Origin of the sequence: Pseudomonas sp. GM30, from assembly GCF_000282275.2 — a bacterium.
In the GTDB taxonomy this organism is placed as follows: domain Bacteria; phylum Pseudomonadota; class Gammaproteobacteria; order Pseudomonadales; family Pseudomonadaceae; genus Aquipseudomonas.
In genome coordinates this window covers 346,017-358,556 of record NZ_AKJP02000026.1, presented here as the reverse complement: position 1 = coordinate 358,556, position 12,540 = coordinate 346,017, and the positions used below count along the sequence as shown (strand labels likewise).

Below are 12,540 nucleotides of genomic sequence, written 5' to 3'. Positions count from 1 at the left end.
AAAAATGTCGTGAAGACTGGCAGGCGCTATTCAGCGCTTGTCGCGATTACATTTTCAGAAGGCTTGATTGTTCACGGTCTGCGGTCGTCCAGAAGGAGGAGAGGTGGCTAGCCTAGATCACCCATCCGCCGCGATCAAGGCGCATCCATCATTTGCTCGAGAAACATCGCCAGCGCCACTTCCTCGGAGCGCAAACCCTTGCGCACTCGCGGACGAGGCAGTTCGGCCAGTGCACCGAGCAGGAAGCGCTCAACCACGGCTGGATGGATGTAGCACTTACGGCACACCGCCGGGGTGTTGCCCAGCTGTTTGGACACGTTCTTGACCATCTCCACCACGTGCCGTTTCGCTTCGGCTTCGGACTCCCATTGCAGTTCGCGCAATACCGCCAGGGCCAGTGCGCTGCCGGCCCAGGTGCGGTAATCCTTGGCGGTGAAATCGGCACCGGTGAGGGTTTGCAGGTAGCTGTTGACGTCGTGTGAGCTGACGGTGTGCCGCTCACCGTTTTCGTCCAGATACTGGAACAGATTCTGCCCGGGGATTTCCAGGCAGCGCTTGATGATGCGCGCCAGGCGACGATCCTTGACGGTGATCTGATGTTCGATGCCGCTTTTGCCGCGAAACTGGAACAGGATCGCGCTGCCGTTGACCTCGACATGCCGGCTGCGCAGGGTGGTCAGGCCATAGGAGCGGTTGTCCCGCGCGTATTGGGTGTTGCCGACGCGGATCAGCGTGGCGTCGAGCAGCGTGATGACCGTGGCCATGACCTTGTCACGGCTGAAGCCGGGTGCGTCGAGCAGGGTTTCGAGCTGTTTGCGCAACTTCGGCAGCGCCAGGCCGAACTCACGCAGGCGCGAGTACTTGTCGGCATCGCGCACCTCGCGCCAGCGTGGGTGATAGCGATACTGCTTGCGGCCCCGGGCGTCGCGGCCGGTGGCCTGCAAATGGCCACGCGGATCGGCGCAGATCCACACGTCGGTGTAGGCCGGCGGCACTGCCAGCGAATTGATCCGTTTGATCTCATCAGGGTCGGTGATGCGCTGCCCGGCCGGATCGAAATAGGCGAACTTGCCGCGCAGCTTTTTACGGGTGAGGCCGGGTTGGGTATCGTCGACGTAATGCAGGTCGGGCGGCAAGACGTCGGCTAGTGCGGTGTCGGGCATGGCAGTGTCCTTGGCGAATCGCTCTGTTACAGCGATTGACCGCGCGCCGTGGCCGTCGTGCCAACCAATTCAGGCCAGCACGGCGACGGCCTTGATCTGCGCCCACAAATGCTGGCCCGGGTGGATGCCAAGCTGATCCCGGGAAAACCGCGTGATCCGTGCCAACAGCGGTGTGCCGCCAGCGTCCAGACGAATCAGCACATGCGCGGTATTGTCCGCCGTCTGCTCGCTGATCACAGTGACCGGCAACCGATTGAGGATGCTGCTGGCCACACTGTCGTGGAGGCTCAGGCTGATGTCACGGGCGTGCACCTTGGCGCGCAAAGCCTGGCCCACGGCCATGGGGGCGTGGGTCACGCGGATGTTCATTTCGGTGGCCGGCAGTTGCAGGCTGAGCAACTGATAATCGGCGTCGTAGGCACTGACTTGACCTTCGATGATCACCCCGGCGTCGTCGCCCATCGCCATTGGCAGGTCAAGGCGCGCGAGGGTTTCGCCAATCGGGCCGCTGGCCAGGGCCTTGCCGTCGCTGAGCAACACCAGATGATCGGCCAGTCGCGCGACCTCATCCTGAGCGTGGCTGACATAGAGCACCGGAATGTCCAGTTCATCATGCAGACGTTGCAGGTACGGCAGGATTTCGTTTTTACGCTGACTGTCGAGGGCAGCCAACGGCTCATCCATCAGCAGCAGTTTCGGGCTGGTCAGCAGTGCGCGGGCGATGCCGACACGTTGGCGTTCACCACCGGACAGGTGTTGCGGATGACGCTCCAGCAAATGACCAATGCCCAGCAGTTCGGTGGCTTGCGCCATGTCGACCCGGCGCTGGGCCCTGGCAATGCGCTTGAGACCAAACTGCAGGTTGGCCAGCACTGACAGATGCGGGAACAGGCTGGCCTCCTGGAACACATAACCCAGCGCACGTTTGTGCGGCGGGACAAAAATCCGTCGCTCGCTGTCCTGCCAGATTTCGTCGTTGACCTGGATGAAACCCTGCTCGGCGCGCTCGAGCCCGGCGATACAGCGCAGGCAAGTGGTTTTGCCGGAACCGGAATGGCCATACAGCGCGGTCACGCCGCGCCCCGGCAAGTGCAGATCGACATCCAGGCTGAAACCCGAATAAGCGATTTTCAGACGTGCATCAATCATCGATCAGCTCCAACCCGCGCGGGTCTTGCGGCTGGAGTAGAGCGCCAGCAACACCAGAAACGAAAACACCAGCATCGCCCCGGCCAGCCAATGGGCCTGGGCATATTCCATCGCCTCGACATGGTCGTAGATCTGTACCGAGACCACGCGGGTTTTGTCGGGAATGTTGCCACCGATCATCAGCACCACGCCGAATTCACCGACGGTATGCGCGAACCCGAGGATCGCCGCCGTTACGAAACCGGGGCGGGCCAACGGCAGGATCACGCTGAAAAAAGTGTCCCAGGGATTGGCGCGCAAGGTTGCGGCCACCTCCAGTGGGCGGGTGCCGATGGCGGAGAACGCGTTCTGCAACGGTTGCACCACAAACGGCATGGAATAAATCACCGAACCGATCACCAGCCCGGTAAAACTGAAGGTCAGAGTGCCCAGGCCCAGCCATTGCGTAAAGTGGCCGAGAAAGCCATTGGGTCCCATTGCCAGCAGCAGATAGAAGCCGATCACGGTCGGGGGCAGCACGAGGGGCAGGGCGACGACTGCGCCGATGGGGCCGCGCAGCCAGGAACGGCTGCGCGACAACCACAGGGCAATCGGAGTGCCGACGACCAGCAGGATAGCGGTGGTCAGGGACGCCAGTTTCAGGGTCAGCCAGATCGCCGCGAAGTCGGCACTCGTCAGCGACATTTAGAGCTGATAGCCGTAGGACTTGATGACCGCAGCGGCTTTCGGGCCTTTGAGGTATTCAACCAGAGCCTTGGCAGCGGCGCTGTCCTTGCCCTTGTTCAGAATCACTGCGTCCTGTTTGATCGGGTCGTGCATGCTCGCTGGAACGATCCACGCCGAACCGCTGGTGACCTTGCCGTCCTTGTAGATCTGCGACAGCGCGACGAAGCCCAGTTCGGCATTGCCGGTGGACACAAACTGGTAGGCCTGGGTGATGTTCTGGCCTTCGACGATCTTGGCTTTGGTTGCTTCAGTCAGTTTGAGTTTTTCCAGCACCTGAGTGGCGGCCAGACCGTACGGCGCGGCTTTCGGATTGGCGATGGACAGGTGCTGGTATTCGTTCTTCTTCAGGACTTCACCTTTGGCGTCGACATAACCTTCTTTCGCCGACCACAGGGCTAGGGTGCCGATGGCGTAGGTGAAGCGCGAGCCTTTGACGGTGTCGCCTTCTTTTTCCAGTTTCTCGGGGGTGGTGTCGTCTGCCGAGAGGAACACTTCAAACGGCGCGCCGTTCTTGATCTGGGTGTAGAACTGGCCGGTGGCACCGTAAGCGGCGACCAGTTTGTGCCCGGTGTCTTTTTCGAAATCGGCAGCAATTGCCTGGATCGGCGCGGTGAAGTTGGCGGCAACCGCCACCTGCACTTCATCAGCCTGAGCGGCGCCGAAGGCGAATACCGCAAGCAGGGTGGCCAGGCAGGTAGGGGCAAAACGTGAGGCACGAATGGTCATGTAACAGCTCCGTTGTTGGCGAGTGCAGAGGGCAGTTATTGTTGGGGGTGGACTGCACCGATGCGAGGGGGTGAAACGCTATATAGCGAAATATATAGCGAAATGCCGCTAAACAGGAAGTGCTGTTGTATACAGAGTGAGGCTGTGCCGCGCCTCATCCTCAATCGAATCAGTGTCGAACCAGTTTTGCCAGCGCGCCTTGCGCCAGTTCCCGGGTCAGATCGGCGCTGCTCAGTTCCTGGCCCAGCGGGAACGCCTGGCCGGCCCAAAGGTTACTGAACTGCGCTTCACTTTTGGCACGCAATGGCATCAGCGCTCCGCCTGCCAGCGGGAAGGCCGGGGCTTTCGCTGACATCGGGCCGATTTCGCGCATCACCCGATTGAGAATGCCGCGAGCCGGGCGCCCGGTGAACAGGTTGGTAACCGCGGTTTCGCTTTCCTTGGCGGTGCGCAGCGCCTGATGATGGGAAGCGCTGACTTTCGCTTCCGGGGTGAACAGATACGCGGTGCCGACCTGCACCGCTGACGCACCGAGTACCAACGCCGCCGCCACCCCGCGCGCATCGGCAATGGCGCCGGCAGCAATCACCGGCACCTTCACGGCATCGACGATCTGCGGCACCAGCGCAAAGGTGCCGACCTGACTGCTCAAGTCATCGCTGAGAAACATCCCGCGATGCCCGCCAGCCTCGTAACCCATGGCGATGATCGCGTCGCAACCGTTTTGCTCAAGCCACAGCGCTTCATCGACGGTGGTGGCGGACGAGAGGATTTTCGCACCCGTGGCCTTGACCCGATCCAGCAGGGATTTTTCCGGCAGGCCAAAGTGAAAGCTCACCACCTCAGGACGAAACTCTTCGAGCACGGCGCACGCTGCCGTATCAAATGGCGCCCGATTGGAAACCGGGGTCGGTGCGTCGAAATCGACGCCCAGTTCGCGGTAATACGGCTCCAGCAGGTTCTTCCAGTCTCGCGCGCGCTGTTCATCGGCGGCCGGTGGCTGGTGGCAGAAAAAATTGACATTGAACGGATTGCGGGTGTGCTCGCGAATGGTCTTCAGCTCTTCGCGCAACTGCTCGATGCTCAGCATTGCGGCCGGCATCGAACCCAAGCCACCGGCGTTGCACACGGCAATCACCATGGACGAGTTCGTGGCACCGGCCATCGGGGCCTGGATGATCGGCAACTCGATGCCGAGCAGGTCAAGAATGCGAGTGTCAGGCCATTGGCTCATGGAAGCGCTTCTCCGAACGATGAAACGGGGCAGGGACGGCAGAGCCGGTTTTTTAACAGCAAAACCGGACCCAGGGCCAGTGCGAATTTTTCAGATCAAGGACAATCGCGCGGCCTCAACGTCGATGAAATCCCCCGCCGCCAAAGGAGTGGTTCATCAATCGCGAGGAATCGTGAAAGGTGTTGGTTCGCTGATTGCCGAAGTTGCGTGCAGCGGATTCGCGATTGAGGTTTTGCAACTGCGCGTTGTTGTTGACCGGTGCCGTGCGGTTCGGGCTGCCCTTGACCATCGATTGCCAACCATTGTCGGTCTTCTTGTAGACGTTGCCATCGTGCCCGGCGTAGACGTTGTCACCCACTCGTGCGGCGGCGCCGTTGCGTCCCTTGACGCCACCATATTGTGTGGTCTTGTCGGTGTTGGGGTTGTATATCGCGCCACGATTGGCGCTGACCTGGGTGCCATTGCGAGCGTTGCCTGCGGTCACCCGTCCACCGGCGATGGCGCCACCGTTTGGGCCGACCACTTCACCGCTGCGCCCGGCCGCATAATTGCCGTTATAGACATTGTGTACGGCACCGCGCTGGCCCGCCGCCGCAATGCCGGTGCGCGAGTTGTAGGAAGAACCGACCTGTCCGGCCCAGTGATTGCCGGTCCAGGCGTTATATCCGGCGCCATAACGACTCACCGTCGCGCGATCGCCCCACTGCCGATAAATATTGCCGGTGGTGCCGGCCCAGCCACCGGGGCCCCAGGCCACAGCACCGCCGCGATAACCATAAGCGGCGCCGCCCCAGGCCAGTGGCGCCGGATACAGGCGCGGCCCCCAGGCGTAACCCCAGCCATAATTGCCCCACCACGGATAAGCACCCCAGCCCCAACCCATCGCTACGGTATTGCCGCCCCAGCTCCAGCCGAAACCGAAGCCGAAGGTCCAGCCAGTCCACGGCGTGTAGCGCATGGCGACGCCGAAACCGTAGGTCACCGGTGGCCCGTACCAGACGCTGCCGACCCACGGCGTGTACGGATAACCGGTGCCGTAGACCACCACACCGGTGGCCGGATCCAGCGTCGAACCCTGATAACCCGGGGTGTAGCCGACCACCACAGTGTCGCCGCTGGATTCATAGACTTTGACGTAGGTGAGGTAATGCATCGGCGAACTCGGCGGGATCGAATAGATCACCGCCGGCACCGAACTGGCCACGGCCCATGGCCCGTTCACCGAGGTGGCGCTGAACCAGATACCGTTTTCCACCGCATACCAGTTGTCGTTATCGACACGAATAATCGGCGTCGCGCTGTTGACCACGTACTGCAGGGATGTGCTGTTGATTGCCTTCAACTGTGGCTCGCCATCGAACTGCGGTGCGGTCATTTTCACAGCGCTCTTCTTGATCGCCGAGGTTTGCGGGATGGTCGCCGCGATCGCGGCTTCCTTGGCCTGTGGCGTGCCGGCGACCGAGGCCTTGACGTTCTCTTTCGGGCTGTCGTCAGGGATGTTGGCGAAATCCGCCGGCAGCTTGTCTGCCGGGGTAAACGTCCACGGTCCCTTCATGTCGGCGGCGCGAAACCAGCGCCCGGAGATCAGCACGTAACTGTTCTGGTCGCCGATTTCCTTGAAGATGTGCCCGGTGGTGTTGCTCACGTAGAGCAGGCTGGTGCCTTGAATCGGCAGCCACTGCGCTGCGCCGTCGGTGACGATCAGCTCCGTGGGCGTGGTGGCGATGAAGATTTTCGGCTGCGGCGGTTTGGCCAGATTTGGGATTTTGTCTTTCGGATCACTCTGCCCGGTCAGCAGGTCGACCTGACGGCTCTGGATCGCCGCCTGTTTGGCTTTCTCCAGATCGGCCGGTGGTGTGCTCAGACGAGTGTATTCGCCGCTGAGGCTGTCAGCGACCATCCAGCCATCGAACACATGCAGGTAGTGCTTGCCCTCGGCGTCCTTGAGCAACAGCGGGCGGGTGTTGATCACCCGCTGCAACGCGGTGCCGTCGACCGCACGGTACACGGCGTCGCCATCGATGTAGACGAGCAGGGCGGGAACGTCGGAACTGATGATCGTCGGCGGGGTGTTTTCCAGTGGTGCGCTGTCGGCTTTCTGCTCGGCCGACAGCACGCCGACAGCGGCTTCGAGTTGATCGAGGGAAATGGTTTTCTTGCGGCTTTCGGCATCTTTTTGCAATGCGCTGAGCCAGACGTTTGCCTGACTGGCGTCGGCGGGGAAATCGGCCTTGATAATCTTGTACTGACCCAGTGCGACCCAGCGCGTGGCTTTGTCGACCAGGGTGTGCGCGCTGAACTGGACGATGCCGAAAGTGGGTTTGCCGTCGGCGCCGGTGGCTTCGACGGCAGCCCGGGCATTGAGGGTGTAGCCATCCCAGCTGTCGAGTTGCGGCTGGTACACGGTCAGTTTGGCCTTGCCGCTGCTGATCACTTGCGGCCACGTCGGCGCGCTGGGAGCGGTGTCGGCCGCAGTGGCTTGGGTCGCCGGGGTGGACGCTGCCCAGGCATCGCCAACGGTCAGCAGGCACAGCATCAGTATCGCAAGCAACGAGCGCGGGTAAGACATTGTCAGCTCCATCGACAGGGCCGCTTTCAGCGGGATGGCGGCGAAAGTTCGACCGTCGAAAAAGCATAGCCGCCCGCTCCGGAATTACTGGATGGATTTGCGAATTAGCGCAAAGTCGGGTGGGGCAATGTGTTGCTTTGTGTTATTTCAGGGCACGAGGACTTGAACCCATTGATTGAGAGGCAGCCATGTTCAACGGCATTTTGATCGACAAAGACGACAGCGGATATCGCGCCAGCCTGCAGCAGATCAGCGAAGCGCAGTTGCCCGAAGGCGACGTGACGGTGAAGGTCGCGTACAGCACGCTGAACTTCAAGGACGGTCTGGCGATTACCGGCAGCAGCCCGGTGGTGCGCAAGTTCCCGATGGTGCCGGGGATCGATCTGGCGGGTACGGTCGAAGCCAGTTCGCATCCCGACTATAAAGTTGGTGATCAGGTGCTGCTCAATGGCTGGGGTGTGGGCGAAAGTCATTGGGGCGGGCTGGCGCAGAAGGCGCGACTCAATGGCGACTGGCTGATTCCGCTGCCCAAAGCCTTTACCGCAGCGCAGGCGATGGCCATCGGTACCGCCGGCTACACGGCGATGCTGTGCATTCTGGCGCTGGAGCGTAACGGCGTGACGCCGGATCAGGGCGAAGTGCTGGTGACCGGCGCCAATGGCGGAGTGGGCAGTTTCGCCATCGCCTTGCTCAGCCAGCTTGGTTATCGCGTGGTGGCGTCCACCGGCCGGGTGTCGGAGCATGAGTACCTCAAGCAATTGGGCGCCAGCGAGATCATCGACCGCGCAACCTTGTCGGAACCAGGCAAACCGCTGGCCAAGGAACGCTGGGCCGCAGTGATCGATTCGGTCGGCAGTCACACCTTGGCCAACGCCTGCGCCAGTACCCGCGCCGAGGGCACGGTGGCAGCCTGCGGTCTGGCCCAGGGTATGGATTTTCCGGCGTCGGTGGCGCCATTCATTCTGCGCGGCGTGACATTGGCCGGGATCAACAGCGTGACCCAGCCCAAGGCGCGGCGGATCGAGGCCTGGGCGCGTCTGGCCAAAGATCTGGACTTCGCCCTGTTGCCCTTGATCAGCCATGAAATCGCCTTGAGCGAAGCCATCGACGCGGCGCCGAAACTGCTCGCCGGACAACTGCGCGGCAGGGTTGTGGTCGACGTCAATCGCTGACAGAGTAGGCGTCATTGCGGCCCTGTGTGGCCGCACTTCTATTCAGGGAGCCGCAATTTCGATGGATTTGAAACGACAGCAAATCGACGCCTTCACCGTTGCCGGCCTGCGCGTGCGCACCACCAACGCCGCCGAGCACCAAGCCGAAAACGCGAAAATCGGCCCGATGTGGGGCCGGTTTTTCGGCGAGGAGTTGGCCGAATCCATTCCAGGCAAGTCAGCCCATTCGCCGATTTATGGCGTGTATTCGGCTTATGAGTCGGATGCCTCGGGTGCGTTCGATGTTATCGCCGGTGTTGCCGTGAATGCGCCGGTCAATGACTTCGAGTCCGTGCGGATCGAAGCAGGTGAATATCTGGTGTTCGAAGCACAGGGACCATTGCCTGATGCGGTCATCTCGACCTGGGGGCGGATCTGGGAGTTCTTTGAGCAGAATCCACAGATTCAGCGTCGTTACGCCACGGACTACGAGGCCTATACCGGCCCCGAGTCCGTTGCTGTCTATATCGGCGTGCGCTAAGGCTGGGTTTCGCGTTCCAGCAACTGGCGCTTACGCTCAACGCCCCAGCGATACCCCGACAGATTGCCATCGCTGCGTACCACGCGATGGCAGGGGATCGCCACGGCCAGACGGTTGGCGCCGCAGGCCTGCGCCACGGCGCGCATGGACGTCGGCGCGCCAATGCGCTGGGCGATTTCGGCGTAACTGACGGTGCGTCCGGCGGGGATTTCCCGCAGCGCCTGCCATACCCGTTCCTGAAATGCGGTGCCGCGCACGTCCAGTGGCAAGTCGAGGCCCAGCGCTGGCGCCTCGATGAAACCCACCACTTTGGCAATCAACTGTTCGAAGCCGGCATCGGCGCCAATCAGGTTGGCCTGACGGAATTGATCCTGCAGATCGCAGACCAGTTGATGCGGGTCGTCACCCAACAGAATCGCACACACCCCGCGTTCGCTTTGCGCCACCAGAATCGCCCCGAGTGAGCATTGCCCGACAGCAAAATGAATGTCGTTGTTGCGTCCGGCAGCGCGGTAGTCGCCGGGTTTCATGCCCAGCAGCTTGTCGGCCGACTCATAAAAGCGGCTGTTGGAATTGAAACCCGCGTCATACAACGCATCGGTCACCGAGCCGCCGTCTGCAAGCCGTTCACGCACCCGGCGCGAACGATGCGCCGCTGCGTAGCCTTTGGGCGTCAGGCCGGTAGCCGCCTTGAACACGCGATGAAAATGGAACGGGCTGAGGCCGGCGACCTCGGCGAGTTCATTGAGCGCGGGCACTGTTTCACTCGACTCGATCTGCCGACAGGCCATCGCCACGGTCGCGGCGTGCTGGCTGGCGACTTCAGTCTGATCCTTGCTCGTGCGTTTGCTTGGGCGGTAGCCCGCCGCTTCGGCAGCTTGAGCACTTTCGAAGAACTCGACGTTCTGCGGTTTGGGCAAGCGTGAAAGGCTGCTGGGGCGGCAGTAGATGCCGGTGGTTTTCACCGCATAGACAAACTGCCCGTCGGCCCGTGGGTCCCGTGCAACGACAGCGGCCCAGCGTGGATCGGTTTCAACGTTGATGATGGGCGAAAGCTTTTTCATGGCGAGTAGTCCGTTGACCTGTTTGATTCAGGTTAACCAGCAGCAATGTTGGTAACACTCCGGGCCTTGCGGTCAAACTTTTCAGATCATCCGGCGACACGCAAGGTCAGGTTGATCCGCCGCTCGCCCAGACGCGGATGCTGGCCGGGCTTGATCGGCAATACGCCGTGAAAACGCAAGCGATCGACCCCGCCCCAGACCACCATGTCGCCGTGCAGCAAAGGAATACGCTGGCTCTTGTCGCCGCGGGCAAAACCACCGAAGAGGAACATCGCCGGCAATCCCAATGACAGCGACACGATCGGCGCCGCGTAGGCATGTTCGTCCTTGTCTTGGTGCAAAGACATTTTCGCGCCGGGGACATATTGGTTGATCAGGCAGGAGTCTGGATGAAAGTCGGTAAATCCTGCGCGCTCTGCTGCTTGGCGTGCCAGTTCTGACAGTACTTCTGGCATCGCCGGCCAGGGCTTGCCGGTCAGCGGATCCACGGAGCTGTAGCGATAACCGCTACGGTCGGTGATCCAGCCCAGCGTTCCGCAACTGCTGGTGCCCACCGACATGCTGAAGCCACCCGGGGTCATCATGTGGCGCAACGGTGCTGCGGCAACAATGGTATCCAGCGCGGGCAGCAGTCGGTCTACAACCGGCAGGGCGAAGCCGCGCAACACCCACGACTGTTCGCCGATCTTTTCAGCGCGGGGTTGTTGCTCGGGTTCGTGGTCGGCGAACAGGTCGAAAGTGGTCGGTTGCATGGCGTTCATGATGCGTCGTGAAAGATGATGCCCAGAGTATGCCGATTTCCGCTGTGCAGGCGACTGACGCCGTGACGCATGGTCACTCGATAATCACCGCGTGTGCCGCTGACCGGGCGCTGGTTGACCGCGAATATAACCGCGTCACCCTTGTGCAGATCCACAACGTGCGGGCGCGACTGCATGCGTGGGCGCTGCTCGGTCAGGACGAACTCACCACCGGTAAAATCCTGCCCCGGCTGCGACAGAAGAATCGCCACTTGCAGTGGGAAAACCAGTTCGCCGTACAGATCCTGATGCAGGCAGTTGTAGTCCTGCGGGCCGTATTGCAACAGTAATGGCGTCGGCCGCAGCTGGCCGGCAGCCTGACAGCGCTGCACAAACTCGGGATGGGTGGCGGGAAAACGTACAGACAGATTCATGCGTTCGTACCAGCGGTTGGCCAGCGGCACCAGGCGCGGGTAAAGCGCGGTGCGCAGACGTTCGATGGTGGTCGGCAGGGGATAGCTGAAGTACTTGTATTCCCCGCGACCGAAACCGTGGCGGGCCATGATGACCTGCGAACGAAACGGTTCGGTCTGCGAATACAGGGCGCTCAAGCGTTCACAGGTTTGCGCCGACAGCAACGAGCGGACGATGGCATAGCCATATTGATCCAGATGCTGTTCGAGGCTTGCCCAATCGAGCGCATCCAGCCGAGACGGGGACATTGACATTCTGACTCCTGAACCCTTTGGTCGAGGCTGTCAGTCTGGGCAAATCCCGGCGGCAGAACACTCCGCCGCTTGCGGTCGAATCCCCGGATGTTGCGTTACAGGGCTTTGCTGACGGCGATGTCGCTGATTACATCATCAGTCTGGCCGTGGATGGCATCCAGTGCGGCCTTGGCTTCTTCCTCGGTGCCGTTTTCCAGTTGTGCGAATTCGAAGCGGCGTTCGCCGTTGAGCTTGTATTTGATCACGTATTTGGTCGTTTGGGCCACGGTCGTGCTTACCTTTGCGTTAGAGGCGACTCAGCTCAGCTTGGAGCTGGAGCGGCGGATGATCTTGATCGAGTGGGTCAGGGTCGGTTTGCGCGTGACGCTGATGGCGCGACGGTTGACGGTATCGATGGTGATGTTCCAGAAACCGGTGCTCGGTGCGGTGATGCGCGCAGGAAACGTGTCGAAAGCGCCGCCGTGGTAGGTGTGGCGGCCGCCGTTCTTGAACGCTCGGAAGTTGGCGTCGTTCATCAAGCGGATGTTGCAGGTTTGCGAGCATTGGATGACGACGATGTCGTCTTCGTTGAGGTGCTCGCGCTGGTGAATGAATTTCATGGGCGCCTCCAGAAGGGCTTTTTCTACTAAATCAAAACGATAGCATGTGCGATTGGCGCAGTTTATCAGCCCGAACGGGTTATTATCCCGCCGTCGAGCGCTGCTTTGACAATTAAAAACAGTTATTCGCGATTCCATGCGGGTTTAATG

At 61.2% G+C, this 12,540-nt stretch carries 13 protein-coding genes; 2 read left to right on the top strand and 11 right to left on the bottom strand.

What is annotated here, in order from left to right; all coding sequences use genetic code 11:
• Window positions 1–134: 134 nt before the first annotated feature.
• The 6 genes from PMI25_RS17265 to PMI25_RS17240 all read right to left on the bottom strand — a co-directional run bounded on the left by PMI25_RS17265 (window position 135) and on the right by PMI25_RS17240 (window position 7,567).
• Entirely contained in the window at window positions 135–1,163 is a 1,029-nt protein-coding gene (locus tag PMI25_RS17265) for a DNA topoisomerase IB (protein ID WP_007964936.1), read from the bottom strand.
• A 69-nt stretch (window positions 1,164–1,232) separates the two neighbouring features.
• Window positions 1,233–2,312, bottom strand: coding sequence for a molybdenum ABC transporter ATP-binding protein (gene modC / locus PMI25_RS17260; RefSeq protein ID WP_007964934.1), 1,080 nt, complete (start codon window positions 2,310–2,312; stop codon window positions 1,233–1,235).
• A 3-nt stretch (window positions 2,313–2,315) separates the two neighbouring features.
• Window positions 2,316–2,996: a molybdate ABC transporter permease subunit gene (modB, locus tag PMI25_RS17255; RefSeq protein ID WP_007964932.1), complete on the bottom strand. Its 681-nt coding sequence runs from the start codon at window positions 2,994–2,996 to the stop codon at window positions 2,316–2,318.
• Window positions 2,997–3,764, bottom strand: a complete 768-nt coding sequence (gene modA / locus PMI25_RS17250; RefSeq protein ID WP_007964930.1) for a molybdate ABC transporter substrate-binding protein — start codon at window positions 3,762–3,764, stop codon at window positions 2,997–2,999. It lies immediately after the preceding gene.
• Window positions 3,765–3,933: 169 nt separating this feature from the next.
• A complete protein-coding gene (locus PMI25_RS17245; protein ID WP_007964928.1) occupies window positions 3,934–4,998 on the bottom strand; it encodes an NAD(P)H-dependent flavin oxidoreductase in 1,065 nt (354 codons plus the stop codon).
• Between the two features lie 115 nt (window positions 4,999–5,113).
• Entirely contained in the window at window positions 5,114–7,567 is a 2,454-nt protein-coding gene (locus PMI25_RS17240) for a hypothetical protein (RefSeq protein WP_007964926.1), read from the bottom strand.
• Between the two features lie 188 nt (window positions 7,568–7,755).
• Between PMI25_RS17240 and acuI the strand changes: the two genes are divergently transcribed.
• Window positions 7,756–8,739 carry an acrylyl-CoA reductase (NADPH) gene (gene acuI / locus PMI25_RS17235; protein ID WP_007964923.1) on the top strand — a complete coding sequence of 328 codons (984 nt, stop codon included), beginning with the start codon at window positions 7,756–7,758 and terminating at the stop codon, window positions 8,737–8,739.
• Between the two features lie 61 nt (window positions 8,740–8,800).
• Window positions 8,801–9,259 (top strand): GyrI-like domain-containing protein, encoded by a 459-nt coding sequence (locus PMI25_RS17230; protein WP_007964922.1) that lies wholly within the window; start codon window positions 8,801–8,803, stop codon window positions 9,257–9,259.
• On the opposite strand, the gene ada is transcribed toward PMI25_RS17230, so the two are convergent.
• From ada to PMI25_RS17210, 5 genes are all read right to left on the bottom strand, one after another.
• On the bottom strand, window positions 9,256–10,323 hold the full coding sequence (gene ada, locus PMI25_RS17225; protein ID WP_007964920.1) for a bifunctional DNA-binding transcriptional regulator/O6-methylguanine-DNA methyltransferase Ada: 1,068 nt from the start codon (window positions 10,321–10,323) through the stop codon (window positions 9,256–9,258). The two genes, PMI25_RS17230 and ada, sit on opposite strands and share 4 nt — an antisense overlap.
• An 86-nt stretch (window positions 10,324–10,409) precedes the next feature.
• Window positions 10,410–11,075 carry a DNA oxidative demethylase AlkB gene (gene alkB / locus PMI25_RS17220; protein ID WP_045122105.1) on the bottom strand — a complete coding sequence of 222 codons (666 nt, stop codon included), beginning with the start codon at window positions 11,073–11,075 and terminating at the stop codon, window positions 10,410–10,412.
• A gap of 5 nt (window positions 11,076–11,080) precedes the next feature.
• Window positions 11,081–11,791: a 2OG-Fe(II) oxygenase gene (locus PMI25_RS17215; RefSeq protein ID WP_007964917.1), complete on the bottom strand. Its 711-nt coding sequence runs from the start codon at window positions 11,789–11,791 to the stop codon at window positions 11,081–11,083.
• Between the two features lie 95 nt (window positions 11,792–11,886).
• Window positions 11,887–12,057: a hypothetical protein gene (locus PMI25_RS29500; protein ID WP_007964915.1), complete on the bottom strand. Its 171-nt coding sequence runs from the start codon at window positions 12,055–12,057 to the stop codon at window positions 11,887–11,889.
• 30 nt (window positions 12,058–12,087) lie between these two features.
• A complete protein-coding gene (locus PMI25_RS17210) occupies window positions 12,088–12,390 on the bottom strand; it encodes a DUF1883 domain-containing protein (protein ID WP_024164475.1) in 303 nt (100 codons plus the stop codon).
• Window positions 12,391–12,540 lie beyond the last annotated feature (150 nt).